Source organism: Noviherbaspirillum agri (assembly GCF_054780595.1).
Map to the genome: position 1 here is coordinate 25,474 of NZ_BAAGWA010000004.1, position 24,862 is coordinate 50,335.

At 61.1% G+C, this 24,862-nt stretch carries 24 protein-coding genes; 12 read left to right on the plus strand and 12 right to left on the minus strand.

What is annotated here, in order from left to right:
- The first annotated feature begins 22 nt into the window (after positions 1 to 22).
- The 3 genes from aceF to lpdA all read left to right on the plus strand — a co-directional run bounded on the left by aceF (position 23) and on the right by lpdA (position 4,181).
- The gene (aceF, locus tag ACYVIA_RS08385; protein ID WP_460839778.1) at positions 23 to 1,666 is read left to right on the plus strand and encodes a dihydrolipoyllysine-residue acetyltransferase; all 1,644 of its coding nucleotides are present in this window, start codon (positions 23 to 25) and stop codon (positions 1,664 to 1,666) included.
- Positions 1,667 to 1,768: 102 nt separating this feature from the next.
- Positions 1,769 to 2,338 carry an MFS transporter gene (locus tag ACYVIA_RS08390; protein ID WP_460839780.1) on the plus strand — a complete coding sequence of 190 codons (570 nt, stop codon included), beginning with the start codon at positions 1,769 to 1,771 and terminating at the stop codon, positions 2,336 to 2,338.
- A gap of 52 nt (positions 2,339 to 2,390) precedes the next feature.
- Positions 2,391 to 4,181 (plus strand): dihydrolipoyl dehydrogenase, encoded by a 1,791-nt coding sequence (gene lpdA / locus ACYVIA_RS08395; protein ID WP_460839782.1) that lies wholly within the window; start codon positions 2,391 to 2,393, stop codon positions 4,179 to 4,181.
- A 57-nt stretch (positions 4,182 to 4,238) separates the two neighbouring features.
- Here lpdA and ACYVIA_RS08400 read toward each other — a convergent pair whose 3' ends face one another.
- Positions 4,239 to 4,976 (minus strand): helix-turn-helix transcriptional regulator, encoded by a 738-nt coding sequence (locus ACYVIA_RS08400; RefSeq protein WP_460839784.1) that lies wholly within the window; start codon positions 4,974 to 4,976, stop codon positions 4,239 to 4,241.
- 56 nt (positions 4,977 to 5,032) lie between these two features.
- Here ACYVIA_RS08400 and ACYVIA_RS08405 point away from each other — a divergent pair, with 56 nt between their 5' ends.
- A complete protein-coding gene (locus ACYVIA_RS08405) occupies positions 5,033 to 5,995 on the plus strand; it encodes an alpha/beta fold hydrolase (RefSeq protein ID WP_460839786.1) in 963 nt (320 codons plus the stop codon).
- 62 nt (positions 5,996 to 6,057) lie between these two features.
- Here the strand turns inward: ACYVIA_RS08405 and ACYVIA_RS08410 are convergent, their stop codons facing one another.
- Together ACYVIA_RS08410 and ACYVIA_RS08415 are read right to left on the minus strand one after the other, a co-directional pair.
- Positions 6,058 to 7,260, minus strand: coding sequence for an acetylornithine transaminase (locus ACYVIA_RS08410; protein ID WP_460839789.1), 1,203 nt, complete (start codon positions 7,258 to 7,260; stop codon positions 6,058 to 6,060).
- Positions 7,261 to 7,453: 193 nt separating this feature from the next.
- Positions 7,454 to 8,497, minus strand: coding sequence for a CDP-6-deoxy-delta-3,4-glucoseen reductase (locus ACYVIA_RS08415; protein WP_460839792.1), 1,044 nt, complete (start codon positions 8,495 to 8,497; stop codon positions 7,454 to 7,456).
- A 12-nt stretch (positions 8,498 to 8,509) separates the two neighbouring features.
- Between ACYVIA_RS08415 and ACYVIA_RS08420 the strand changes: the two genes are divergently transcribed.
- From ACYVIA_RS08420 to cueR, 3 genes are all read left to right on the plus strand, one after another.
- Positions 8,510 to 9,418 (plus strand): SDR family oxidoreductase, encoded by a 909-nt coding sequence (locus ACYVIA_RS08420; protein ID WP_460840512.1) that lies wholly within the window; start codon positions 8,510 to 8,512, stop codon positions 9,416 to 9,418.
- A 68-nt stretch (positions 9,419 to 9,486) separates the two neighbouring features.
- Positions 9,487 to 11,925, plus strand: coding sequence for a heavy metal translocating P-type ATPase (locus ACYVIA_RS08425; RefSeq protein ID WP_460840514.1), 2,439 nt, complete (start codon positions 9,487 to 9,489; stop codon positions 11,923 to 11,925).
- Complete coding sequence (gene cueR, locus ACYVIA_RS08430) at positions 11,922 to 12,344, plus strand: Cu(I)-responsive transcriptional regulator (RefSeq protein ID WP_460839794.1); 423 nt, start codon at positions 11,922 to 11,924, stop codon at positions 12,342 to 12,344. The genes ACYVIA_RS08425 and cueR overlap by 4 nt, the downstream gene beginning before the upstream one ends.
- Positions 12,345 to 12,437: 93 nt before the next feature.
- On the opposite strand, the gene ACYVIA_RS08435 is transcribed toward cueR, so the two are convergent.
- From ACYVIA_RS08435 to ACYVIA_RS08470, 8 genes are all read right to left on the minus strand, one after another.
- The gene (locus ACYVIA_RS08435) at positions 12,438 to 13,229 is read right to left on the minus strand and encodes a c-type cytochrome (protein WP_460839796.1); all 792 of its coding nucleotides are present in this window, start codon (positions 13,227 to 13,229) and stop codon (positions 12,438 to 12,440) included.
- Positions 13,226 to 14,851: a cbb3-type cytochrome c oxidase subunit I gene (locus ACYVIA_RS08440; RefSeq protein WP_460839798.1), complete on the minus strand. Its 1,626-nt coding sequence runs from the start codon at positions 14,849 to 14,851 to the stop codon at positions 13,226 to 13,228. Before ACYVIA_RS08440 ends, ACYVIA_RS08435 begins: the two co-directional genes overlap by 4 nt.
- Entirely contained in the window at positions 14,841 to 15,410 is a 570-nt protein-coding gene (locus ACYVIA_RS08445; RefSeq protein ID WP_460839800.1) for a cupredoxin domain-containing protein, read from the minus strand. Before ACYVIA_RS08445 ends, ACYVIA_RS08440 begins: the two co-directional genes overlap by 11 nt.
- A 16-nt stretch (positions 15,411 to 15,426) precedes the next feature.
- The gene (locus ACYVIA_RS08450) at positions 15,427 to 15,603 is read right to left on the minus strand and encodes a hypothetical protein (protein ID WP_460839802.1); all 177 of its coding nucleotides are present in this window, start codon (positions 15,601 to 15,603) and stop codon (positions 15,427 to 15,429) included.
- 11 nt (positions 15,604 to 15,614) lie between these two features.
- Positions 15,615 to 17,081, minus strand: coding sequence for a c-type cytochrome (locus ACYVIA_RS08455; protein WP_460839804.1), 1,467 nt, complete (start codon positions 17,079 to 17,081; stop codon positions 15,615 to 15,617).
- Positions 17,082 to 17,153: 72 nt separating this feature from the next.
- Positions 17,154 to 17,765 (minus strand): c-type cytochrome, encoded by a 612-nt coding sequence (locus ACYVIA_RS08460; protein WP_460840517.1) that lies wholly within the window; start codon positions 17,763 to 17,765, stop codon positions 17,154 to 17,156.
- A gap of 511 nt (positions 17,766 to 18,276) precedes the next feature.
- The gene (locus ACYVIA_RS08465) at positions 18,277 to 18,480 is read right to left on the minus strand and encodes a heavy-metal-associated domain-containing protein (RefSeq protein WP_460839806.1); all 204 of its coding nucleotides are present in this window, start codon (positions 18,478 to 18,480) and stop codon (positions 18,277 to 18,279) included.
- 80 nt (positions 18,481 to 18,560) lie between these two features.
- A complete protein-coding gene (locus tag ACYVIA_RS08470; RefSeq protein ID WP_460839808.1) occupies positions 18,561 to 19,544 on the minus strand; it encodes a chemotaxis protein in 984 nt (327 codons plus the stop codon).
- Positions 19,545 to 19,831: 287 nt separating this feature from the next.
- On the opposite strand from ACYVIA_RS08470, the gene ACYVIA_RS08475 reads away from it, so the two are divergent.
- The 3 genes from ACYVIA_RS08475 (at position 19,832) to ACYVIA_RS08485 (ending at position 21,650) form a co-directional block, all read left to right on the plus strand.
- Positions 19,832 to 20,269 (plus strand): hypothetical protein, encoded by a 438-nt coding sequence (locus ACYVIA_RS08475; protein WP_460839810.1) that lies wholly within the window; start codon positions 19,832 to 19,834, stop codon positions 20,267 to 20,269.
- A 147-nt stretch (positions 20,270 to 20,416) separates the two neighbouring features.
- Positions 20,417 to 21,118, plus strand: a complete 702-nt coding sequence (locus tag ACYVIA_RS08480; RefSeq protein WP_460839812.1) for a DUF6639 family protein — start codon at positions 20,417 to 20,419, stop codon at positions 21,116 to 21,118.
- A 178-nt stretch (positions 21,119 to 21,296) separates the two neighbouring features.
- Complete coding sequence (locus ACYVIA_RS08485) at positions 21,297 to 21,650, plus strand: CZB domain-containing protein (RefSeq protein WP_460839814.1); 354 nt, start codon at positions 21,297 to 21,299, stop codon at positions 21,648 to 21,650.
- Between the two features lie 99 nt (positions 21,651 to 21,749).
- On the opposite strand, the gene rpoD is transcribed toward ACYVIA_RS08485, so the two are convergent.
- Positions 21,750 to 23,681, minus strand: a complete 1,932-nt coding sequence (gene rpoD / locus ACYVIA_RS08490) for an RNA polymerase sigma factor RpoD (RefSeq protein ID WP_460839816.1) — start codon at positions 23,679 to 23,681, stop codon at positions 21,750 to 21,752.
- On the opposite strand from rpoD, the gene ACYVIA_RS08495 reads away from it, so the two are divergent.
- Positions 23,682 to 23,969, plus strand: coding sequence for a hypothetical protein (locus tag ACYVIA_RS08495; RefSeq protein ID WP_460839818.1), 288 nt, complete (start codon positions 23,682 to 23,684; stop codon positions 23,967 to 23,969).
- 273 nt (positions 23,970 to 24,242) lie between these two features.
- On the plus strand, positions 24,243 to 24,803 hold the full coding sequence (locus ACYVIA_RS08500; RefSeq protein ID WP_460839819.1) for a sugar O-acetyltransferase: 561 nt from the start codon (positions 24,243 to 24,245) through the stop codon (positions 24,801 to 24,803).
- The last annotated feature ends 59 nt before the right edge of the window (positions 24,804 to 24,862 follow it).

The window sequence follows — 24,862 nt, forward strand, 5'->3', positions numbered from 1 at the left end:
GAAAAAGAACGGAGCAAAAACTATGAGCATGGTAGAAGTCAAAGTCCCGGATATCGGCGATTTCAAGGAAGTGGAAGTCATCGAACTGATGGTCAAGCCGGGCGACACGGTCAAGGTGGATCAGTCGCTGATCACGGTCGAATCCGACAAGGCGAGCATGGAGATTCCCTCCAGCCACGCCGGTGTCGTCAAGGAAGTCAAGGTCAAGGTGGGCGACAAGGTGGCGGAAGGCACGCTCGTCCTGTTGCTGGAAGAGGGCGCCGGCGCATCCGCCGCTGCACCGGCGGCGGCACCCGCACCTGCTCCAGCGGCAGCGCCGGCACCGGCAGCAGCGGCGCCATCCGCGACGCCAGCCATCGTCGATGTGCAGGTCCCGGACATCGGCGACTTCAAGGAAGTGGAAGTCATCGAGCTGATGGTCAAGCCGGGCGATACAGTGAAGGTCGACCAGTCGCTGATGACGGTCGAGTCCGACAAGGCGAGCATGGAGATTCCCTCCAGCCATGCTGGTGTCGTCAAGGAAGTCAAAGTCAAGGTGGGCGACAAGGTGTCCAAAGGATCGCTGGTCCTCTCGCTGGAAACCCAGGGCGCTCAAGGTGCTGCCGGCGCTGCACCGGTGCAGGCTGCAGCAGCGGCCCCCGCGCCTGCAGCAACAAATGTCATCAGTGCGCCGTCTCCCGCGCCGGAGGCAAAACCGGTTCCCACTGCCGCATTGGAGCCCGCACCCGCTGCCAACACCAAAGCACATGCGTCGCCGTCCGTGCGCAAATTTGCGCGCGAGCTCGGTGTGGATCTCGGCCGCGTGCAAGGCAGCGGTCCGAAGGGACGCATCCTGCACACTGACATCCAGGGATTCGTGAAGTCCGTCATGTCGGGCGCTGCGGCGGCGCCGATGGCCGCATCGGCAGCCAAGGGCGGTGGCGCTGGTCTCGACATGCTGCCATGGCCGTCACTCGACTTCTCCAAGTTCGGTGAAACCGAATTGCAGCCGCTGTCGCGCATCAAGAAGATCAGCGGCCCGAACCTGCATCGCAACTGGGTGATGATCCCGCATGTGACGCAGTTCGACGAAGCCGATATCACCGAGCTGGAAGAATTCCGCAAGGAGTCCAACAACGCTCTGGCCAAATCTGGCGTCAAGCTCACCATGCTTGCCTTCGTCATCAAGGCCAGCGTGTCGGCACTGAAGAAATTCCCGGCTTTCAATTCCTCGCTGGACGAGAAGGGTGAAAACCTGATCCTCAAGAAGTACTACAACATCGGCTTTGCCGCCGACACGCCGCAAGGGCTGGTGGTGCCGGTCGTGAAAAACGCCGACAAGAAGAGCATTTCCGAGATCGCGAAGGAAATGGGCGAGCTGTCCGCGCAGGCGCGCGACGGCAAGCTCAAGCCGGCCGACATGCAGGGCGCGACCTTCACGATTTCTTCGCTCGGCGGTATCGGCGGCACGGCTTTCACGCCGATCGTGAATGCGCCGGAAGTAGCAATCCTCGGCCTGTCGAAGTCATCAATCAAGCCGGTGTGGGACGGCAAGCAGTTCGCGCCGCGCCTGATGCTGCCGTTGTCGCTGTCGTACGACCACCGTGTCGTCGACGGCGCGATGGGGGCGCGCTTCGCTGCCTACCTGGCGGAAGTGCTGGGCGACATGCGCAAGACATTGCTGTAATCCGGAGGGCAAGGGAAGGCACCCGGCCATAACGAAAATGAGAAAATCGCTCACTTTTCATTTGGCCATGGTGCCTCCTTTCCTTTCTTGTGGAGAACAACAATGACCACCTGCGTCGTCGTCAAGAAGAACAACGAAATTGCCATTGCATCCGATTCGCTGGTCACCTTCGGTGATACCCGCCTGTCGCATGCATACGAAGTGAATGAAAAGATTTTTCCGGTCAAGGATTCCTACGTGACGCTAGCGGGTACCGCCGCCCACTTCCCGGTCATGCGCAAGCTGCTGACCGGCATGGGCGAAGAGTGCAGGCTGGACAGCCGTGACGAGGTGTTCGAGACCTTCTCGAAGGTGCACGAGATCCTGAAGGAAAAATACTTTCTGAACACCAAGGAAGATGAGGACGATCCGTACGAGTCGTCGCAGATCACGGCGCTGATCGCCAATCCGAATGGCATCTTCGGCGTGTACTCCTATCGGGAAGTATTCAGCTTCGACCGCTTCTGGGGCATCGGCAGCGGACGCAATTTTGCCCTTGGCGCGATGTATGCCGTGTATGAAAGCAATATGACTGCGCGCGAGATTGCAGAAATCGGCGTCAAGGCAGGTGAAGAATTCGACAAGAGCACATCGGGACCATTCCGGATTTTCAGTATTCCGATGAGAGATTAATAAATAAAGCGCCCTCTCCTTCAAGAGGAAGGGAACAAACGGAGCTAACGCTATGAGCATGACCGAAGTAAAAGTCCCTGATATCGGTGACTTCAAGGAAGTGGAAGTCATCGAAGTGCTGGTCAAGGTCGGTGACACCATCAAGGTCGATCAGTCCCTGGTCACTGTTGAATCCGACAAGGCCAGCATGGAGATTCCATCCAGCCATGCCGGTGTGGTGAAGGAACTGAAGGTCAAAGTTGGTGACAAGGTCTCCGAAGGCTCGCTCGTGCTCATGGTGGAAGCTTCCGGTGCAGCTGCAGCCGCAGGTGCGGAAGCGACGGCGGGTTACGGCACGGCGACGCCTGCTGCTGCAACGGCAGCACCGGCACCCGCCCAGCCTGCGGTCGCGCCTCAGGCGACAAGCTTTAGCGGTACCTCTGATATTCAATGCGACATGCTGGTGCTCGGCGCAGGCCCGGGTGGCTATTCCGCCGCCTTCCGTGCTGCCGACCTCGGCATGAGCACGGTGCTGGTGGAGAAATATTCGACGCTCGGCGGCGTTTGCCTGAACGTCGGTTGCATCCCGTCCAAGGCTTTGCTGCATGTGGCTGCGATGATTGACGAAGCCGCAGCGATGCAGGCACACGGCGTCACCTTCGGCAAGCCGCAGATCGACATTGACAAGCTGCGTGAATACAAGGACAAGGTCATCAAGAAGATGACCACCGGCCTGGCCGGCATGGCCAAGGCACGCAAGGTCAATGTCGTGCAGGGCATCGGCCAGTTCATTGGCGCGAATCACCTCGAAGTCACTGCCGCCGACGGCAGCAAGAAAACGATCCAGTTCAAGCAGGCGATCATCGCCGCCGGCTCGTCCGTAGTGAAGCTGCCGTTCGTGCCGGAAGATCCTCGCATCGTCGACTCCACCGGCGCGCTGGAACTGCGCCAGGTGCCGAAGAAGATGCTGGTCATCGGCGGCGGCATCATCGGCCTGGAAATGGCGACCGTGTATTCCACGCTCGGTGCGCGCATCGATGTGGTCGAGATGATGGATGGCCTGATGCAGGGCGCCGACCGCGACATGGTCAAGGTCTGGCAGAAGTTCAACGAAAAGCGCTTCGACAAGGTGATGACCAAGACCAAGACGGTCGCCGTTGAAGCGCTGCCTGAAGGTATCAAGGTCACGTTTGAAAGCGCCGATCCGTCGGTAACGGCACCCGAACCGCAGCTGTATGACATGGTGCTGGTGGCGGTCGGCCGCAGCCCGAACGGCAAGAAGATTGCCGCCGACAAGGCCGGCGTCGCAGTCACCGACCGTGGCTTCATCAACGTCGATGCGCAGATGCGCACCAACGTGCCGCACATCTTTGCAATCGGCGATATCGTCGGCCAGCCGATGCTGGCGCACAAGGCGGTGCACGAAGCGCATGTCGCGGCGGAAGCGGCAGCGGGCCAGAAGTCGTATTTCGACGCGCGCGTGATTCCCTCGGTCGCCTACACAGATCCGGAAGTCGCCTGGGTCGGCATCACCGAAGACGAAGCAAAAGCCAAGGGCATCAAACTGGAGAAGGGCCTGTTCCCGTGGATGGCAAGCGGGCGCGCAGTCGCGAACGGCCGTGATGAGGGCTTCACCAAGCTGTTGTTCGATGCCGAGACGCACCGCATCGTCGGCGGCGGTATCGTGGGCACGCACGCGGGCGACATGATCGGCGAGATCGCGCTGGCGATCGAAATGGGTGCCGATGCGGTCGACATCGGCAAGACCATCCACCCGCATCCGACGCTGGGAGAATCCATCGGCATGGCGGCGGAGGCCTTTGAAGGCGTGTGCACCGACCTGCCGCCGGCACGCAAGAAATAAGCGGCGATACGGGAATGGAAAAGGGCGGTGCCGAAAAGCATCGCCCTTTTTTCATGCTTAACGAACCAGGGTGATGTCTTTCAATGGCTTGAGCACTGTCGATGGCGTCATGCCGAATGTCTTCCGGAATGTGTTGCTGAAGTGGGAGGAATCGGAGAACGCGCCATGCAAAGCGGCCCGCGTGAGGCTCCCGCCCTGCGTCAATCCCGTCATCGCGGCGCGTACCTGCGACCATAACCGGTAGCTGCGAAAGCTCACGCCCGTTTCAAGACGGAACAGATGGTTGAAGCGCGACGCCGACAGTCGGGCGCCGGATGCGGCACAATCGCGTCCCAGCGGCTCTTCGCGCAGCGCACGCAGGTAGTGCAGGCTGTGTGCTATCCGCCAGTCCAGTGGCGCCACCTCCGGGGAGGAGTGTCGCAGCAGCGACTGCAGATCGAAACCATGGAGATAAGCCGCGAACATGCTGCGCGAGACCGGCCGCACTGCCGGGTCGAACAGCACCGGCCCCTGCGCGCGGAACTGGCCGCGCAAGCGGCGCGCCTGCAGAGAATCCGGCTCCAGGTACATCAGCGCGACGCGCTCGCCGCAGGGATCGAACACATGGTCGATGCCGGCGTCGATCAGCGCACTGTGGCAGCTTTCCCGCTGCCCGCCTGCAAGCTCCACCGAGAAACGCCCCGACAGGCCGATCAGCAAGACCGGTGACGCATGCCGATGCCATCCGGTGGATGGCAGCTCACCGATGTAAAGCGCCCGGTCCGGGCCGAGAGTCAAGGTATTGGTTGCGCGCATAGCCCAAACATACAAGTTTTCCGGCGAAGTCTCCGATAGTCTTGCCGTCAGGTTCCATGACTTATCGACCCATCATCAAGGAGAACACATTGAAGCGTATTGTCCTCGCTGCGGCCATTCTGTCGATTGCCGTCCTGACTGCTGCATATTACAGCTTCCCGCATCTGTTCCACGCGCCGCTCGTCAACCTGAACCGGGAATTGTCCGGCCTGTCCGAGCAGACCGTGGCGGTGCAGGAGCATCAAATCCACTATCTGCAGGGCGGAAGCGGAGAGACCGTGATGCTTCTTCACGGAATTTTTGCGGAGAAGGACCATTGGGTGGATTTCGCAAGGCCGCTTACCGGCAGCTACCGCGTCGTCGTTCCCGACCTGCCGGGTTACGGCGAAAGCAGCCGGCTGGACAATCAGGTGTATGACTACGCGGCACAAGTGGAAATGCTGAAAACACTGCTCGATGCACTTGGCGTCGAACGCGTGCATCTGGCGGGCAATTCCATGGGCGGCACCATCGCAGCGCTGTTTGCATCGCAGTATCCCGAGCGCGTCCACAGTGTCGCCTTGATCGGCGCGCCGCACGGCATTCGCTCGCCGCAGCCGAGCGAGATGGACCGGCTGATCGACGCAGGCAAGGCGCCGCTGATCGCGCACAATGAAGAAGAGTTCGAACAGATGATGTCGCTCTTGTTCGTCGAGCGTCCCTTCCTGCCATATCCGATCCTGCATGCTGCGCAGTCAGGCGCAGTGCAGAATGCACAGTCGAACCGGCGCCTGTGGGAAGCGCAGTTGAAGAACAGGTACTTGCTGGATGAGCGCATCGCGCAATTGCCACAGCCTGCGCTTGCGCTCTGGGGAGAGGGCGACCGGATATTCAATGTATCCGGTGCCGAGGTTCTGCGCTCACGTTTGCGAAACGCCGAGGTGCAGGTGCTGCCGGGAGTCGGACATCTGCCGATGATGGAAAGGCCGAAGGAAAGCGCGCAAATCTATGCCGCCTTCCTGCAGCGGCTGCGCCAGTAGGAGAGGCGCAGGCCGCTTTGCCGGTGCCGCCCTGTGCAGGGCGAGACCGGCAGGCAGGAGCATCAGTTGCCGAGCTTCGTCAGCACGTCCGACAGCATTGCAATCATCTGATCGATTTCCTCCGTCGTCACGTTCAGTGCGGGCATGAAGCGCAGCAAGTCAGGGCGCGGTGAATTCAGCAGCAGGCCGACCGGCTCCATGTCGCGGGCAAGTTCGACGATCTTCGGGCCGATGTCCTTGCCCAGCTTGAGCGCGCGCAGCAGGCCTTCACCGCGTTCGCCTTCCAGGCCGTGCTTGGCGCACAGCTTGAGCAGTTCCCCGCTCAGGTACGCGCCCTTGTCCTTCACCGATTGCAGGAAGCCGTCCGACAGCAGCTCGGTCAGCACGGCCACGCCGACGGCGGTCATGACCGGGTTGCCGTTGTAGGTTCCGCCTTGCTCGCCCGGTTCGAACACGGCGACTTCCTCGCGGCACAGCAGGGCAGCCAGCGGCACACCGCCGCCGATGCCTTTGCCCAGCGTCATGATGTCCGGTTCGATCTCCGACAGCTGGTAGGCGAACAATTCGCCGGTGCGGCCCATGCCGGCCTGTACTTCATCGACGATCAACAGCAGGTTGCGTTCCTTGGTCAGCTTGCGCAGCGCTTTCATGAAGTCGCGCGTGGCCGGCATGACGCCGCTTTCGCCCTGCACCGGCTCCAGCATCACCGCGACAGTCTTGTCGGTGATGAGCTTTTCAACGCTGGCGATGTCGTTCAGTTCCGCCTTCGGGAAACCCGGCACCTGCGGCGCGAACATGCTGTCCCAGCCGGTCTTGCCGCTGGCGGACATGGTGGCCAGCGTGCGGCCGTGGAAGCCGTGGTTGAAGGTGATGATCTCGTAGCGGTTCTCGCCGGCTGCGTTCTTATTGACCTTGCCCCATTTGCGCGAGAGCTTGATCGCGCCTTCGTTCGCTTCCGCGCCGCTGTTGGCGAAGAACACGCGGTCAAAGCAGGAGTTTTGCGTCAGCATCGACGCGAGCTGGATCGACGGCTCGTTGTAGAACGCGGGGGACGGGTTGATCAGCTTCTTCGCTTGCGCATTGATTGCATCGACGATGCATTGCGGCGAATGGCCGAGGCAGTTGACGGCCCAGCCCTGCAGGTAGTCGAGATAGCGCTTGCCGTTATTGTCCGTCAGCCACATGCCGTGGCCCTCGGTGAAGACCAGCGATGGCCTGTTGGTGATGTACATGAGGGCATTGACGTCGTACTGGCTGAATTCCATCTCGAACTCCTGAACGAAAAGCGATTGAAAAAATGGATAAAAAAAAGCCACAGGGCAGGCCTGTGGCTTTGTGCGCGTCAAACGCTTACATGCACAGCTTCCCGGCCTGGGGCAGAGGGATGCGGCGTCGCAAGAGTCTGGCGGTAGTTTTCATGGCGCTAATGGTATGCGGTTTCCCGCAGTGCGTCAAAAACTATTTTGCCGTCAAATCGGCCGGCGCCAAGTCCGCTTCCGACGTGAAGGCATCGGCGTAAAACTCGTCTTCCGGCAGCTTGCACTGCGCCACGAAATCGCGCTTGGCGGAGTCGACCATGATCGGCGCGCCGCAGGCATACACCTGGTAACCGGACATGTCCTGCAAGTCTTCCATTACCGCACGGTGCACGAAGCCCGTCCGGCCGGTCCAGCCGTCTTCCGGCAGCGCGTCCGAGATGACCGGTACATACCTGAAGTTCGGCAGCGTCTTCGCCCACTCTTCGCACAGTGCGTGCATGTACAGGTCCTTCGGCCTGCGGCCGCCCCAGTACAGAACCATCGGGCGTGTGGACTTGTTGTGGATCGCCTGCTCGATGATGGCCTTGATCGGCGCAAAGCCGGTGCCGGATGCCAGCAGCACCATCGGCTTGTCGGACTCCTCGCGCAGGAAGAAGGTGCCCTGCGGACCCTCGAAGCGCAGGATGTCGCGCTCCTTCATCGTGTTGAACACATGGTCGGTGAACACGCCGCCGTGCATGTGGCGGATGTGCAGCGTGATGTGCTCGTCAAGGTGCGGCGCGTTGGCCATGCTGTAGCTGCGGCGCTTGCCGTCCTTGAGCAGGAATTCGATGTACTGGCCGGCGCGGTATTGCAGGCGTTCGTTGGCCGGCAATTGCAGCGAGACGATCATCACGTCATCGGTCACGCGGTCGAGCTTGGCAACGCGCGTCGGCAGCTTCTTGATCGGGAATTCCCCCACGCCGAGCACTTCGCGCGCTTCGATCACCACATCAGAATGCGGCGTCGCGCAGCAGAACAGCGTCATGCCCTTTTCCTCTTCCGCCACCGGCAAAGCCTTTTCCTGATGAGCCGAATGCGTCACCGTGCCGTCAAGCAGCTTGCCCTTGCAGGTGCCGCAGGCCCCGTTCTTGCAGCCGTAGGGCAGGCCGACGCCGGCGCGGATTGCTGCATTCAGGATGGTTTCGTCGTCTTCACAGGTGAATTGCCGACCGCTCGGCTGAACTGTTACTTGGAAAGTCATACAATTCCGATGATGAAAAATAGTGATAGAAAAAAGCTCGGCAAGCCGCGCTTGCTCGTTATTGGTTGCGGCGACGTCGGGATGCGCCTGCTGCCGCTGCTGTGCGACCGCTTCCGCGTATTCGCCCTGACCAGCCAGGCATCGCGCCGGGAAGAACTGCGCGCCGCTGGTGCCGTGCCGGTGATTGCCGACCTCGACAATCCCGCGAGCCTGAAGCGGCTGTATGGTCTGGCGCACAACATCGTGCACCTGGCGCCTCCCCAATCCGACGGCCCGAAAGACCGGCGCACCCGAAATTTGACCGCCATTTTACCCGACCGGGCGACCATGGTTTATGTGAGCACGACCGGGGTGTATGGCGATTGCGGCGGCTTGTTGATGGGCGAAACCCGCACCGTGAATCCGCAGAATGCGCGTGCCAAGCGCCGCGTCGATGCCGAACAGGTTCTGCGTACTTGGGCGCGGCGCAGTCATTCATGCCTGTCCATCCTGCGCGTGCCGGGCATTTATGCTGCGGACCGCCTGCCCATCGAGCGCCTGCAGAAAGGCACGCCGGCGCTTGCGCCGCAGGATGATGTGTATACCAACCATATCCATGCCGACGACCTGGCCGCCATCATCAACAAGGCATTGTTCCGCGCCACGCCATGCCGCGTGTACCACGCCGTCGATGATTCGGACATGAAGATGGCCGACTACTTTGACCTGGTCGCCGATGCCTTCGCACTGCCGAAGCCGACGCGCCTGCCAAGGGATGAATTGCGCAAGCTGGTGTCGCCGGTGTTGCTTTCCTTCATGTCCGAGTCGCGCCGCCTTTCCAATCAAAGAATCAAGAAAGAACTGGGTGTGCGGTTGCGCTACGCGCGAGTCGGCGATGCGCTGGTTGCAATGACAAAAGGACAGGTGTCTCCATTGGCTTGAATTCCCGCTTGACCCTCCTATCATGGGAAGGTTAATAATGAGCCCAGATGAGTCAACGAGGAACGATCATGGGCGGAGCACTACCTTTATCCTCCCACGCCGCTGCGCGTGAACTGGATGTCAACATCGAAGGCATGACCTGCGCGTCGTGCGTGGCGCGCGTCGAGCGTGCCCTGCGCGCGATTCCCGGCGTTACGCAGGCCAATGTCAACCTTGCCACCGAAAGTGCAAGGGTCATTGCCGACGACACAGTCAAGTTCGGCGCCGTGCGTCAAGCGGTCGAAAAGGCCGGCTATACGGTTGCGCAGCAGGAAGTCGATCTCGACATTGAAGGCATGACTTGCGCGTCCTGCGTCGGCCGCGTGGAAAAAGCCTTGCGCAAGGTCGATGGCGTGACGGATGCCAGTGTGAATCTTGCGACCGAGAGCGCGCACGTCCGCTTCAATGCCGGTATTGCCCCGGACACGCTGATCCAGGCAGTGGATGCGGCCGGTTATCCGGCCAGGCTGCACCAGGCCGATACCGTCGCCGAGCCGGAAAAGAAACAGGACAAGGAGCGCTTGCACGTCATCTTTGCAAGCATCCTGTCCTTGCCGCTCGTGGTGCCGATGCTGGCCGACCTGCTCGGCATGCACTGGATGCTGCCCGGCTGGATACAGCTTGCGCTCGCGACGCCAGTGCAGTTCTGGTTGGGTGCGCGTTTCTATCGCGCCGGCTGGAAGGCAGTGAAGGCGCGCAGCGGCAACATGGACCTGCTGGTCGCGCTCGGCACCAGCGCCGCCTACGGCTTGAGCGTGTACAGCCTGCTCGCGTATGGCGCGGACAGCATGATGCACCTGTACTTTGAAGCTTCCGCCGTCGTCATCACCCTGGTCCTGCTCGGCAAATGGCTGGAAGCGCGCGCCAAGCGCCAGACCGCCGACGCGATCCGCGCCTTGCAGGTGCTGCGACCCGATGTCGCACGTGTGCGCCGCAACGGCGTGGATAGCGACGTGCCGATCGGCCAGGTCAAGGTTGGCGACATCGTCGTGGTGCGCCCCGGCGAACGGGTGGCGGTCGATGGTGTGGTGGTGGAAGGCTTGAGCCATATCGATGAATCGCTGATCACCGGCGAGAGCCTGCCAGTCGCGAAGCAGGTCGGCGACAAGGTAACCGGCGGCTCCATCAATGCAGAAGGCCTGCTGCTGGTACAGACCGGCGCGGTCGGCAAGGAAACCACGCTGTCGCGCATCATCCGCCTGGTGGAAAGCGCGCAGTCGGCCAAGGCGCCGATCCAGCACCTGGTCGATCGTGTCAGCGAAGTCTTCGTGCCGGTGGTGCTGGTGATTGCCGCCGTCACTTTCCTCGGCTGGTGGCTGGCCGGTGCCAGCACCGAGCAGGCCATCATCAATGCGGTCGCCGTGCTGGTGATCGCCTGTCCCTGTGCGCTGGGCCTTGCGACGCCGACGGCCATCATGGCCGGCACCGGTGTCGGCGCGCGGCACGGCATCCTGATCAAGGATGCGGAAGCGCTGGAAGTTGCGCATGCGGTAACGACGGTTGTATTCGACAAGACCGGCACGCTGACGATCGGCAAGCCGACATTGACCGAGGCCATCCCATACAACGTCGAGCGCGGCGAACTGCTGCGGCTGGCTGCATCGATACAGAAGGGCAGCGAGCATCCGCTGGCACATGCCGTCGTCGATGCAGCCCAAGCAGAGAACATCGCAGCAAGCGCAGCGACCGATGTGCGGGCCTTGCCCGGGCGCGGTGTCGCGGCGACGGTGGAAGGGCGAACGCTGCAACTCGGCAGCACCCGGCTGATGCAGGAACTCGGTATCGACCTTGCTCCGCTGGCCGACAGCGCCGCCACACTGGAACGCAATGGCAACACGGTGTCGTGGGTGGCATCCGTCGGCAATGAGGGCAACCGCCTGCTCGGCCTGCTTGCCTTCGGTGATCGGATCAAGCCGGGTGCTGCACCGGCGATCAACGGCCTGCGCGCACTCGGCGCAAAGACCGTGCTGCTCACCGGTGACAACAAGGGCAGTGCCGCAGCAGTGGGTAGTGCGCTCGGCATCGACGAAGTTGTCGCGGAGGTACTGCCCGCAGACAAGGCAGAGAAGGTCGCAAACCTGAAAGGCAAGGGGCAGGTGGTGGCGATGGTTGGCGACGGCATCAACGACGCGCCGGCATTGGCGGCAGCCGACGTCGGCATCGCGATGGCAACCGGCACCGATGTCGCGATGCATGCGGCAGGCATCACGCTGATGCGCGGCGAGCCGGCACTGGTCGCGGATGCGATCGACATTTCGCGGCGCACCTACAGCAAGATCCGCCAGAACCTGTTCTGGGCATTCATCTACAACCTGGTCGGTATACCGCTGGCGGCGTTCGGCATGCTCAACCCGGTCGTGGCAGGGGCGGCGATGGCATTCAGCTCGGTCAGTGTGGTCAGCAATGCGCTACTGCTGCGCCGCTGGAAACCGAAGCAGGCAATGATCAACACAGGGAGGGCAGCATGAATATCGGACAGGCAGCAAAGGAATCCGGCGTTACGGCCAAGATGATTCGCTATTACGAGAGCATCGACCTGATCAAGGCAAGCCGGCGCACCGACGCCAATTACCGCACCTACGGCGAGAGCGACGTGCATACGCTGCGTTTCATCAAGCGGGCGCGCACACTCGGCTTTTCGCTGGAGCAGATCAAGGACCTGCTGTCGCTGTGGCAGGACCCGGCACGCGCCAGCGCGGACGTGAAGGCGATTGCGCAGTCCCATGTGCAGGAGCTGCAGCAACGCATACGCGAGCTGGAGGAAATGCGCGATACGCTCAGCCACCTCGCGCAGAGCTGTGCCGGCGATCAGCGTCCGGATTGCCCGATCCTGAAGAGCCTTGCCGAAGCTTCGGATGAGGCTGAGCACTGCTGCGCGCATCACTAAAAGAGCTTTGAAAACGTGCTGCGTGCATTGAAATTTGGCGCGGCCATCATCCGCCGCAGTACCAGATATCCGCTCGGCCGCCTGGCGCAGACGCTATCTTCTCGAGTAGTAGCGCGCCGCCGTCTCGATTTCCTCCGGGGTCATCTGTCGCGCGATGTTTCGCATCTGCCCGTGGATGTCATTTGTTCTGGTGCCGTTGGCGAACGCGTAGAGCTGCTCCCGGAGATAAGACGCGGAGGCGCCGTCCAGCAAGGGGCTGGCATTCTTGTAGTCGCTTCCGCCGTGGCAGGAGATGCATGGCGGGATGTTGCGCATCGGCGCGCCGATCTGGACGATGGCTGGCGCCCGCAGCTGTTCCACCAGGCTCGGCGGCGGATGTTCCCTCGGCAGGTAGGCGTAGTAGGCGGACAGGTCCAGCATGTCCTGGTCGCTCAGTCCCCGGACATGCGGAACCATGATCTCGCTCTTGCGATACCCGTCCTTGAAGTCGCGCAGCTGCTTGTAGGTCGCTTCCGCATACTGCCCGGCGAGGTTGGGTGTGTCCGCGCCGCTCATGCCTCGCACGCCATGGCACATGGTGCAGCGCTGGGCGAGCGTGCCGCCGCGGCCGATCGATAGTTCGTCGGTGGCAACCATTCCTGCCTTGACGATCACATCGCTGGACTTGACGACCTTGCGCGCCGCTTCTTCCTTGCCGGGCGCAGCGGCTGGCGCGCCGGCGGCACGGCATATTGCATCCCAAAGTCCTTCGATCGTCTGGCCATTCTGTTTGTACGGCACCCAGACGAAGCCGATCAGGGCAGAAACGGCGAACACGCCGCCGACAATGGCGACGGATCCGGTAAACCACGGGTTCCGGAATGAGAAGAGCTTTTCCGCACTCATCGCTTTACTCCTACAGGAACGGCAGGTACCGAGGTTTCCTCGGTACCCAGCAGCTTCGCGATGGGATACCCGTAGTTCACTACCGTCAGCGCGATCATGAGGCTGACCCACAACGCGAAGCTGTTGAGCGCAATCGGCACGCGCGTCGGCTGGTGGACGGGAGCGCTGAAGCGAAATTCCGGCAAGTCGATGCGCGGTGCGCGATGCCCCCTGAGCAGAATGACGATGAAGAGGATGCCCGACAAAAGCAGGAGCAGCCCGCCAAAGAAGGTGATGGTGACCGACAAGGCCTGCGGCGCAATTGCAGGATCGCTGTAGTCGAAATACGCCATGCGCCGCGGGATGCTGAGGATGCCGACGTAGTGCCACGGGAAGGTCACAACGATCATTCCGACGAACCAGAACCAGAGCTGGGTGCGCATGAGACCGATGCTGGACAGCGCCTTGCCGGTGAGGTGCGGCCACAGGTCATAGGCAATCACGAAGTACATGATCACCACCGCGCCGCCGAAGATGAGGTGGAAGTGCCCCGTGATCCATTGCGTATTGTGCACGGTGAAATCGAGGTGGTAGCTCATGTTGATGATGCCGCCGGCACCGCCGAACCCGAGCAGGATGAAGGAGAAGGCGACCGCAAGCATGAAGGGATTTTTCCATGGCAGCGCCTTCACCCATCCCAGCACGCCTTTCCCGCCACGCAGACGCGCGGCAATCTCCACGGACGCCGTGATGGTGAACACCGTCAGCAGCGTAGGTACGGAAACCATGCCGGTGAAGACCGCATGGACGAACTTGAAGCCTTCGCCCACTTGCGGGTCCTGGAACACGTGATGTATGCCGATCGGCATCGAGAACACGAGGAACAGCACAAAGGCAACGCGCCCCATCATGTCGCTGTAAAGCCGGCCGCCGATGGCGCGGGGGATGATGGTGTAGAACGCGATGTACGACGGGATCAGCCAGAAATAGACGATCGCATGCAGCGTCCATGAGAAAAGGATCCGGGAAAGCCCGGCGTCAATGGTCGACTTGAAGCCGAGCGCCACCGGCAGGATCTGGAAGAGGATTTCGGTGGCGGCGCCAATCGATGTCCACGCCCAGAGATAGGCGCCCGCCACGTTGGCGAACATGACCAGCGGAATCGGCACACCCGGATTGTCCTTTTTCCACAGCCGCAGGTTGATGGACATGAGGGCTACCCAGATCCAGGAACCGACGACCACCAGGACGATGCCGATGTAGAAGAAGGCGTTGGCGATCATCGGCGGGTAGAAGGTATAGAGCACCGACGCCAGGCCCATTGCCACCGGCACCATGGCGACCACGGTGCCTACCAACACCAGCCAGTAGCCTGCCCAGGCCCACTTCAGCCCGGCCAGCGGGCGCTTCAGGCCGAGCTCCACGATGGCATAGCCAAAACCCATCGCGACCAGTGTCGGGAATACATAGGCCATCGCAGAGCCGTGCGCGGTCACTGCGCGGTAGTACAGCTCCGGATTGCTCAGGCCGGGGTGCAGCGGGCTGCGCACGTACATCTGCCACTCGCCAAGGCACAGCGCGAGGAAGAACGCCGCGAAGGCGAACCAGAAATGGGCCAAAACGAGTTTTCTGCTATTGAACACAGCTCTGTCTCCGCTCGGTCGCCGCCTGCTTGAAGAAGGTTTCCCTGTCGATGACCTTCACCCTTGCCCACATGCCCGCATGGCCGACGCCGCAGAATTCATGGCACGGCATCACGTGCGTTTTTTGCTGCTTGAACTCGGTATGGAAGTTCGAGATGTAGCCGGGTTCGAGCATGACGTTGACATTCGTTTCGGAGATGATGAAGCCGTGGATCACGTCCGAGCTGGTCACGCGGAACCTGACCGGCGTTTTTTCCGGCACGAGGATGCACTGCGGGACGAAGGAGTACTGCTGGCCGATCAGGCGCACGGTCACCGTGCCATCCTGTTCCACCGCGGAGCCGAGGTTGTCTTCCGTGAACTCGCCGGAAAGATGGAGCGTCGAGGGACTGATCGTTTCCACCGTCTTCGACGGCATGAATACCCAATGCAGGCTGGTGTACGCGATCATGCCGAGAAGAAGTGCGATCACCGCGATAACGAACACGGCCCATCGCGTTTCGGCTGTGGCGGCAACCTGCTCGCTGTGGGAATGCGGGGCGTCGGGAGTCGTGGGCATAGGCAGTAATGGCCAGCTAGGCTCTGGGCAGGAACACGAAGAAATAGAACGCAAACCACATCGCCAGCACGATCAGAACGGCGGTGCCGGCCACGGCGATTGCTCCTCCCGGGCCGCGGCTGACGATGTCGTCCACGGCACGCTGGTTCGCATCGGGCGAGGCAAGGCTGGTGTCATCAGGTTCGTAAATCATGACGGTGTCATCTACTCCATGGTGGCTGCACGCAGCGCGTTGGCTTCGCGCGGGGTGACGGGCGCGCCGCGGTTGCCCCACGCTGTACGGATGTAAGTCACGACTGCTGCGACCTCGGCGTCGGACAGCTCTTGCGCAAAGGGCGGCATCCCGTACGGCATCGGATTCTTCCGGGTGCCGGGCGGATATCCGCCGTTGAGCACCATACGGATGGGGTTGACGGCAGACACCATTTCGATCGACTGGTTGTTGGCCAGCGGCGGATAGTGCGGCGGCATGCCCCGGCCTTCGGAGCCGTGGCAGGTGGCGCACTTGTCCTCGTAGATGCGCTGCCCTTCCGAGAACACCTGTCTGGCTTCCGGCGTGTTCGGGAGCTGGCTCGGCCCGCGCACCGAAGTTTCCTTGTCAGGCAGGCTCTTCAGGTACACCGCCATGGCACGCGTGTCCTCGTCGGTCATGTACTGGAGGCTGTGATACGTCACCTCCGCCATGGGGCCGTACACCGTCGCGCGTTGCGATATGCCGATCTGCAGCAGGTCCATGATGTCCTGGATCTCCCACTCGCCGAGGCCGCCTTCCCGATTGGAGGTGAGCGACGGCGCATACCAGTTCTGCATCGGGATCAGTCCGCCCTGGAACGCCTTTTCTTCCGAAGAACCGCCGAGCATATTGATCGGCGTGTGACACATGGAACAGTGGCCGAGACCCTCGACAAGGTAGGCGCCGCGGTTCCACTCTGCCGACTTGGTCTTGTCGGGCTTGTATTCGCCCTGCTCGAAGTACAGCGTGCGCCAGCCGATCAGGAGGTTGCGATTGTTGTAGGGGAACTTCAGCTCGTGCGGCCGGTTCTCCCGCACGATCGGCCTGACCGACATCAGGTAGGCATAGATCGCATCTGAATCCTTGCGCGTCACCTTGGTGTAGTTGGCAAAGGGCATCGCGGGATAGAGCAGCTTGCCGTCCCTTCCCCGGCCCGTATGCATCATGTTGTAGAACTCCTGCGCGGTCCATCGTCCGATCCCTGTCTTGGGATCGGGCGTAATGTTTGGCGAATAGAGGGTGCCGAACGGCGTGGGAAGCGGCCGGTTGCCGGAAAACTCCGGTTGCCCGGGTATGGTGTGACAGGCGATGCAGTCCCCGGCCTGCGCAAGATATTTCCCTTTTGCGATCTGGCCGGGAGACGCGGCGCGGTCGGATTTGGCGGTCTGGGTATGCGAAATCGCCGGCAGGAAAAGCAGCACGGCCAACGGAATGGCCACGCCCAATAGGCCCAACTTCGTACGTGCTTTAAGGCTACGCTGAACAAGTACACGCGCGCCACGCATCCTGACTGCGGGCGGTCCGCAGCGTTGCAAATCCTCGCCATGGTCCCGCCATGGCTGCGGTTTGCGCGCGGCCGGCGTCGGCCTTGCGTCCCATCCCGAATTCAGGCGCGTGCCATCGCGGGACTTGTTCAGCGTAGCCTTAAATGACAGCACCTTCCGTCTCCTTGCTGGAACTCATTGCATGAGTAGGTGTGTTTGCAAACCCTCCTACTCATGCAATGAGTGCTACTGCTTCTGGCTGCCGCAGGCAAAAGGCAGCCGCTCGGTGGACTGGCCGGCCGGCTCTGTATTTGCCGGTATCGGCATGGCGGCAATCCAGGCAGACACTGCTGCCACATCCTGTTCCGTCATGCGCGCGGCGATGAGCTGCATGCAGTCGGGAGCGATGGCGGTGCGCGTTCCGTAGCGCCAGGCGCCGAGCTGGGCGCTGACGTAATCGCGGCGCAAGCCAACGAGGCCCGGGATGCCGGGCTCCCGTCCGCTCAGGTTCTCTCCATGGCAGCTCACGCACGCCGGGATCGCGCGGTTCGGCGCGCCCTTCATTACCAATGTCCGCCCGTGATCAAGGACTTCCTGCGATACGGCCGGCGGGCTCGGAGTCTCGTACGGTTCTCTTTGTTCGGCGTAGTACTCGGCCATCTTCTTCAGATACTCGTCGGGAAGATAGGCGAGGAGGTAATTCATGGGCGCGTACTTGCGGCGGCCCTCCTTGAAGGCAACGAGCTGGTTGTACAGATAGCCGGCGGGTTTGCCGGCCAGTCGCGGATAGTAGACGTTGCTGGTGCCGCGTCCGTTTTCGCCGTGGCACGTCACGCATCCCCGCACGCGCTCTTTCATCGTGTCGGGAGGTAGGGGAGTTGCGGCCGGGACTCCGGTCTGGGCGCGTACGCCGAAAGGCGTCAATGCCGAACAGAGGAGAATGGTCAAAGCGGCCTTCCAGTGCACATCGCCTCCCATTGCCGCGCAGCTAGCTGCGCTCGGTTAAGTGAACGTGTAAGGCTAGACATTTGGACAACAAAAAGATTCCTCCCTGCCCGGATGTCGCAGGAGCCGCATCATCGCGGCCGTGGGAATGCAGCTGTTTTAATTGCGATACGGCTATTCCGAGCCGGCTCCGGCGTAAGTCTTGGCGTACTGCAAGGAAGAATGCCCGGAAAGCGGGCTTGAGTGGGAAGGGCTGCGTTCTGGGGAGGAACCGCCGTTATCACTGAAGTGATGGGCAGGCGAGGAAAAGCCGGTTGATCTTTGGCACCTTCTGCACATAAACCAACCGGCTCGAGGCGGGGGCTTGCTGCCTGTCGCCCGCAATGGCAGGTGACAATCAGCTGGCGTGACAATCAGTCGGCAATCAGCCGGCGCTCTGCAGCACCGGATAGCCTGCATCTTCCACTGCAGACTTGATCGCATCGAGGCTGGCGGAGGAATCGATGCGGACCTTTTGCTGTGCGAGGTCGACGTCGACCTTGGCACCGGCATCGACGCCCTGCACCGACTTGGTCACGGCATTGACGCAGTGGCCGCAGCTCATTCCTTCGACTTTGAGTTCATACATGACATGGCTCCTGGTTGGTTAGCGAAGAGCTCTACTGTAAAACTTCCCACCGTGGGAAGGTCAAGCATCTCCTGCAGGCATCATGCGACCGCTTGGGGCGACGCTTTCGACAGTGTGCGACGCAGCGCCTGCGCAAGTTCTTCCGCGTGGAACTTCGCGACATACCCATCGGCGCCGATGCTGCGGACATGCTCCTCGTTGGTCGAGCCCGACAGCGACGAATGGATCACCACCGGCAAGGCCTTGAAGCGGTCGCTGGCCTTGATGTTGCGGGTCAGGGTGAAGCCGTCCATTTCCGGCATCTCAAGGTCAGTTAGCACCAGCGCGATCTTGTCACGGACAGTCTTGCCTTCGGCCTCCGCAGCCATGGCGATCGCGTGCAGGCGCTCCCACGCTTCCTTGCCGCTCTTGGTCATCACGAAGGGCGCACCCATGTCCTTCAGGCCCTGTTCGATCAGCCGGCGGGCAACGACAGAGTCGTCTGCAGCAAGGATGATCTTGCCTTCCTCAAGAGACAGCCTGGGGCCGGTATCCGTTCTGGTGCTTGTTTCCGCCCTCGGCGTCATCTGGCGCAGGATGGTTTCCACGTCCAGCACTTGGGCCAGGCGCGAGGTGCCGGTGTCGCCGTCAAGACGCGCGATGCTGGTCACCATGCCGCCGGTGGAATTGGATTCCGCCGACAGCACCCGGCTCCAGTCCAGCCGCACGATTTCCTCGACGGACTCGACGGCAAATGCCTGCGTCGTGCGGGCAAATTCCGTGATCAGCAGGATGTTCAGGCCGGTCTGCGGGGTGCAGCCGACGATGGCAGGCAAGTCGATGACCGGAATGATCTGACCGCGCAGGTTCACCACGCCCATCATGTGCGGCACCGACCCGGCGAGCGTCGTCACATGCGGCATCGGCACGATTTCTCGGATCTTGAAGACGTTGATGCCGAACAGTTCCGCCTGATCGCTGTCGCCGGCGGCGCCGAGACGAAACAGCAGCATTTCGAATTTGTTGGAGCCGGCAAGGTTGGTTCTCTCGTCCACTTCCTGCTGGACGGTTTTTAATTCTGACATGGTGGATTCTTGGAATTGGGAAATCTGTTGTTCAGCCATTGCCGTCGGCGGGATGCTGCACACTCCCTCGAAGGCAAGCCGCTTCCCCGCGCATCAGGCACTGCAAGGGAAATGAGACCATGGCCGGCTCTTTTGCCTGCAACGCAGCGAGGCGGGCAGGACAATTCAATACAAAAAAGCAAGATTCAGACCACTGTTTTTCCCCCTGATGTAAACAGCCGGAAATGGTGGAAACCCTCTATTGCTCTTTTGCTATGATCGGTTTTTTCAACGGGAGAGAGACAAGCATGAAAACAACAAGCATAGTGCTCCTCACTGCGTTGGCACTCGCCGCATGCGGCGGGTCCGGCGGCGGGGACAATCAGCCGAAACAGGTTCAGGGCGCAACCACGACAGCGCCTGCGGTGCCGTCGAATGCCACCGTCGTCGGCGGCAACTACCTGACCATGAACACCAACGGCAACAACTACCTGGTCAAGATGAACGGCACCGTCAACATCACCTTGCCCGCTTCATCCAACAATGTATGGATTGCACACAACCAGCCCGTGGGCAGCTTTTACCTGAGCGGCACCGGCAATACCATCGTCTTCCTGCCCGGTTCCACCGCGATGAGCCTGGACGTGACCGGCACAAACAACACCATCTATATCCCGGTCGGATCCACGGTAGTGGCCAACGGCGGCACTGCCAATGGCAACAAGGTGATTACCTATACGCCCTGAGCGAAAAAGAAGCCGGGGCAGCGCAATGCTGCCCGGGCTTCATCCAGCCTCTCCAGCTTTGACCTGAAGCAAACCCTCACGGCCTCCCGCTCCTAACATAGGTGCGTATCTCCACACCCCTGCCGGTCCCCGATCCGGTCGAGCGACATGGCGTTTCATGCACTCCTTCGACCATGGATCTTTGCCTGCGCTGTTGTCGCCCATCTCCCGTTCTCCCAGGTCATTGCGGATTCCTTGCCTGCACACGTGCATGAATGCCGGGTGCCGAGCGGCATCGTGATCGAGTCGGCAAACCGGTCGGATACAAGACACGCTTGCCGTGGCGCCGAAATCGCGGTCCGGTTCCTGTCATCCCACGGATTCACAATCCCGCCTGTCACCATCAAGATCGTTGATGCGATGCCCGAAAATATTCCCGAATCGGCGCTGGGGGCCTATTCGCGCTCGCGCAACGAGGTCTTCATTCTCGCGTTTCCTGCGTTCCTCGACCGCAGCGAGGAATTCGGACTGTTCAACATCCCCGTCGACGAATCCGCTTACCGTGCCGTCGTCGCACATGAAGTCGCCCATGCCATCGCGTTTCATAACTTCCGCGTACCGCCCACGCTTCTTGGCCAGGAGTACATCGCATTTGTCGTCTTATTCAATGCACTGGAAAAAAGCCAGTGTGACGATGTTCTCTGGCATTACGACTATGACGAAGACTGGTTGAAATATCCCGCCATCCTGTACCTGACGGATCAACTCGCCTTCGGTGCGCACGCTTACTGGCACTTTCAACGGCCCGAAAACGGTGATCGCTTCTTCCGCCAGATCCTCGAAGGAAAGGCGTTGAGCCTGGACGAGTGACGTACGTCTTCCAACACTGCTTCCGGATAGTTTTAATCCTTCTGTTCGCCAAGCCATTGCTCGATCCGCCTGCTATGATCATCAGCCTGTGCGCAACGAGCGCATCCTGACGTGTCACCGTCGCCGTCGTGCAGATACCGAGCCTGTACGACGACCTGAAACCGCAAGAGGGAGCATCATGAATCTGGAAGAAGCACTGGCAAAAGAAGCGGAGTTAAGACCGAAGATCCTCTCCGCCATTGCCTCCAAACATCCGCTCGATGAAAAATCGGTCGGCAAGATCGATGCATGCATGCTTGGCAACTGGCTGCATGGGGAAGGGGAGCGCAAGTTTCCGTTCGTGAAGAGCTTCGGCCCCGCAGTAGAAGCGCATGATGCCTTCCATGCCGAAGTGGAAAAGGTTGCGCGTCAGGTCAACCTGGGCGAATACGAGCAGGCGCAGGCGATGCTGGGAAGCGGCACGCCGTGCACCAAGGCCTTTATCGCCATGGTGGGAGCGGTGCGGCAATTGAAGACGGACGCAAAGCTGTAGTACCGGATCCTTGCCGTCCGGCGCGGCAATCATGCCGGTGCCGGACGGCATTGTGCCTTGTCGCGATCCTCGGTGGGCCGGCCGAAGTACGCTTTCCGGTTACAGGAGGCTCTTCAGTTTTCCGCTCCTTGCCGACGCCGAAGTGCGCAGCTTTTTCATCGCAGATTCTTCGATCCGGCGGATGTTCTCGCGCGATGAATTGAAGCGAATGCCGAGCTCTTCCAGCGTATGCGTCGAGGAATCGATGCCGTAACGCATGCGCAGGACGGCTGCCTCACGCGGCGTCAGCTGTCCGAGCAAGTCCTTGATGATGCTGCGCATCGACGATTGCACGGCCGCTTCCTCCGGCGACACGCCCGATGTGTCTTCAACCAGGTCGGCGAGGTCCATCTCGCCGTCTTCGCCCACCGGCATGTCGAGGGACATGGGGTCTTTCACGACACTGAGCAGTTCGCGGATCTTTGTTTCCGGCAGTGCCATTCTTGCGGCCAGCGTCGCCGGGTCGGGGAACCTTCCGGTTGTGCTGATCATTTCACGCGTGATGCGGTTCATCTTGTTGAGCGTTTCCATCAGGTGCACCGGCACCCGGATCATGCGCGCCTTGTCGGCAATCGCCCGCAACACCGCCTGGCGGATCCACCACGTCGCGTAAGTGGAAAACTTGAAGCCGCGCCGGTATTCGAACTTGTCCACCGCTTTCATCAAGCCAAGGTTGCCTTCCTGGATCAGATCGGGAAAGGGCATGCCGCGATTGGCGTATTTCTTTGCAATCGAAATCACAAGGCGCAGGTTCGCCTTGACCATGTCTTCCTTGGCGCGGCGAACCCGCATTTCCGCTTGCGTCAGTTGCCGGTGGATCTGGCGTAATTCGTCCAGGGGCAGGACGGTGCGCTCTTGCACCGCGATCAGCCGGCGCTGCGCTTCTTTCACCCGTGCGGCATAGTGGCTGAGCGCAGTGCTGTACGGTTTCCCGGATGCGACTTCGTCGGCAACCCAGTCCAGGTTGGTTTCATTGCCCGGGAAACTGGCATGAAAGTCGTCGTGCGGCATGCCGCATTTGCCAACGCAAATGTCGCGTATGGCACGCTCGTTGTCGCGCATTTCTGCGGCGGGTGCATGTACTGCGTCGCAGAATGCGGACAGGCTTTTTTCCGTGAGGTGCAGACCTGCCAACTCCTGCGACACGGTTTGCTGTGCGTTCAGGTAGGACTGCGACAGACGGCCATCCCGTTCATAAGCATGCCCCATCCTGTCGAATGCGTCGCCAATACGGCTGAACGTGGCAAGCGTGTTCACTTTTAATTCCTGCAACTGCCGCGCGGACAGCTTGGCAGCATCCTCGTCCTCGCCGGCTTCCTCCACGTCATCGGCGGCATTGGCATCCTCGGGCGCGATGCCGATGTTCTCGACGAGGTCAGTGAGCTTCATCTCGTCCTGCGCCACTTTTCTTGCCGCGAGGAGCATTTCATGGATGGCCGACGGACATGCGGAAACAGCCTGCAGCATGTCTTGCCGTCCAGCCTCGATTCGTTTGGCGATGGCGATCTCTTCGTCGCGCGTGAGCAGATTGGTTGCGCCCATCTGGCGCATGTAGATGCGCAGCGGATCGGTGGTGCGGCCGGATTCCGGGTCGACGGCGGACAGGGCCGCTTCGATCGCGCCCTCGGCATCGTCGTCGTTCAGCACGGTGGCAATCTGCTCGTGCTCGTTGCCGAGCCAGGGCAAGGTCTCGTTGCCCGGCGCCACCTCATGCACCGCGATGCCGAGTGCGCGCAGGCCGACGACGAGCTCCTCGACGGCCTCGCTGTCGGCAAGCTCCTGCGGCAGGCAGTCGATGATCTCGTCATGTGTAAGGAATCCGCGCTCCTTTGCCATCTTCACAAGGGATTTCACGTGTGCATCACGGCTGTCGGTGGCAGCCGGATTCAAGGTGGAAGCCTGGTACGCACCGCCATCGCCCCTGCCCTCGTCATATGCCGCTTCCGGCGCGAAGGCGGTGTTCGGTTCGTAGTCAAAATGAGAAGTAGTCACTTGCTTGATCCAAGAGATGGTGAAAAAGCGCCCGGCGCAGGCACGAAAAAGCAATGGTTCCTGCTGAAGTGCAGGCGCACCACGGCGGGTTGCCGTTGCCACGACACTGAACAGGTTCCGATCAGGGCGATTTATGAGACCAATATGGTGGCGGAGGCTGCAATATCCAGCCTTGCACCAATAAGTTTCTCGCTGGTGGAAAAGGGCTACGAGGCGGTGGCAGTGGCTTGTATTGTTATCGTCCTGTTGCAAGCGGCAGCGGCGCGCCGGGACAGTCCCTTTTACTGATCGTATTGGAGACATGTCAGGCATGGCAAGTTCCCGATGTGCGCTGTCGCCAGGAAGGATGCGGCCACGGCGGGATGGAGCGGTGAGCGATCTCCCCGAATCTATCGTGTTCATTGTCATTCTGATTACTCGTTGCGTTGTCGTGCACGGCTATGCGCAGATTGTCATGAGCAGGATCGCGTCCTCCTTGCCAGTCCGAATCGGGAGCTCGAACCGGCTCCACGGAGATGGGTCTACTGATGCGAGTTCATCGGATCCGCGGCAGGAGAAGCCATGAAAACGGAAAAGGAAAAGATGCTGGCCGGAGAGCTGTACGACCCGCTGGACGCGTACCTCTGCGCCGAACGCAGGCGCGCCCGCCTGCTGGCCAAAGCACTTAACGACACGCGCGATGACCAGGAAGGGGAGCGAAGCCGGCTCATCAGGGAGCTCATTCCTTCAGCCGGGGAGGATGTCTGGCTGGAGCCGCCGTTCTATTGCGATTACGGCCGCAACATCATCCTTGCGGGCAAGGTCTTCTTCAACTTCAATTGCGTCATCCTCGACGTCGCTCAGGTGCGTATTGGCACCGGCGTACTGTTCGGCCCGGCAGTGCAGGTCTATACCGCAACCCATCCGATGTCTGCCCGAGAGCGCAGGTCGGGGCTGGAAGCAGGCAAGCCCATCGAGATTGGCGATGATGTGTGGATCGGCGGAGGCGCGATCCTCTGCCCCGGTGTCCGTATCGGCAATCGCGCCGTCATTGGCGCAGGCAGCGTGGTGACGAAGGACATTTCCGACGATGTCTTCGCCGCCGGCAATCCATGCCGCGTGGTCCGTGCCATTGCGCAGTAGAGCCGTTTCTGAGGAGAGTGCCGCGAATGAAATACTGCGGGTGGAATGGCGTTAGGTTG

What these genes read in the sequence shown, in the direction of transcription:
- ACYVIA_RS08425 (WP_460840514.1), top strand. Translation starts at nt 9,487, where the DNA reads ATGGGCGGAGCACTACCTTTATCCTCCCACGCCGCTGCGCGTGAACTG.
- ACYVIA_RS08450 (WP_460839802.1), bottom strand. Translation starts at nt 15,603, where the DNA reads ATGATTTACGAACCTGATGACACCAGCCTTGCCTCGCCCGATGCGAAC.
- ACYVIA_RS08470 (WP_460839808.1), bottom strand. Translation starts at nt 19,544, where the DNA reads ATGTCAGAATTAAAAACCGTCCAGCAGGAAGTGGACGAGAGAACCAAC.
- ACYVIA_RS08475 (WP_460839810.1), top strand. Translation starts at nt 19,832, where the DNA reads ATGAAAACAACAAGCATAGTGCTCCTCACTGCGTTGGCACTCGCCGCA.
- ACYVIA_RS08410 (WP_460839789.1), bottom strand. Translation starts at nt 7,260, where the DNA reads ATGGAATTCAGCCAGTACGACGTCAATGCCCTCATGTACATCACCAAC.
- ACYVIA_RS08500 (WP_460839819.1), top strand. Translation starts at nt 24,243, where the DNA reads ATGAAAACGGAAAAGGAAAAGATGCTGGCCGGAGAGCTGTACGACCCG.
- lpdA (WP_460839782.1), top strand. Translation starts at nt 2,391, where the DNA reads ATGAGCATGACCGAAGTAAAAGTCCCTGATATCGGTGACTTCAAGGAA.
- ACYVIA_RS08460 (WP_460840517.1), bottom strand. Translation starts at nt 17,765, where the DNA reads ATGAAAGAGCGCGTGCGGGGATGCGTGACGTGCCACGGCGAAAACGGA.
- ACYVIA_RS08405 (WP_460839786.1), top strand. Translation starts at nt 5,033, where the DNA reads ATGACTTATCGACCCATCATCAAGGAGAACACATTGAAGCGTATTGTC.
- ACYVIA_RS08435 (WP_460839796.1), bottom strand. Translation starts at nt 13,229, where the DNA reads ATGAGTGCGGAAAAGCTCTTCTCATTCCGGAACCCGTGGTTTACCGGA.
- ACYVIA_RS08485 (WP_460839814.1), top strand. Translation starts at nt 21,297, where the DNA reads ATGAATCTGGAAGAAGCACTGGCAAAAGAAGCGGAGTTAAGACCGAAG.
- ACYVIA_RS08400 (WP_460839784.1), bottom strand. Translation starts at nt 4,976, where the DNA reads ATGCGCGCAACCAATACCTTGACTCTCGGCCCGGACCGGGCGCTTTAC.
- ACYVIA_RS08465 (WP_460839806.1), bottom strand. Translation starts at nt 18,480, where the DNA reads ATGTATGAACTCAAAGTCGAAGGAATGAGCTGCGGCCACTGCGTCAAT.
- cueR (WP_460839794.1), top strand. Translation starts at nt 11,922, where the DNA reads ATGAATATCGGACAGGCAGCAAAGGAATCCGGCGTTACGGCCAAGATG.
- aceF (WP_460839778.1), top strand. Translation starts at nt 23, where the DNA reads ATGAGCATGGTAGAAGTCAAAGTCCCGGATATCGGCGATTTCAAGGAA.
- ACYVIA_RS08445 (WP_460839800.1), bottom strand. Translation starts at nt 15,410, where the DNA reads ATGCCCACGACTCCCGACGCCCCGCATTCCCACAGCGAGCAGGTTGCC.
- ACYVIA_RS08415 (WP_460839792.1), bottom strand. Translation starts at nt 8,497, where the DNA reads ATGACTTTCCAAGTAACAGTTCAGCCGAGCGGTCGGCAATTCACCTGT.
- ACYVIA_RS08390 (WP_460839780.1), top strand. Translation starts at nt 1,769, where the DNA reads ATGACCACCTGCGTCGTCGTCAAGAAGAACAACGAAATTGCCATTGCA.
- ACYVIA_RS08420 (WP_460840512.1), top strand. Translation starts at nt 8,510, where the DNA reads ATGAAAAATAGTGATAGAAAAAAGCTCGGCAAGCCGCGCTTGCTCGTT.
- ACYVIA_RS08480 (WP_460839812.1), top strand. Translation starts at nt 20,417, where the DNA reads ATGGCGTTTCATGCACTCCTTCGACCATGGATCTTTGCCTGCGCTGTT.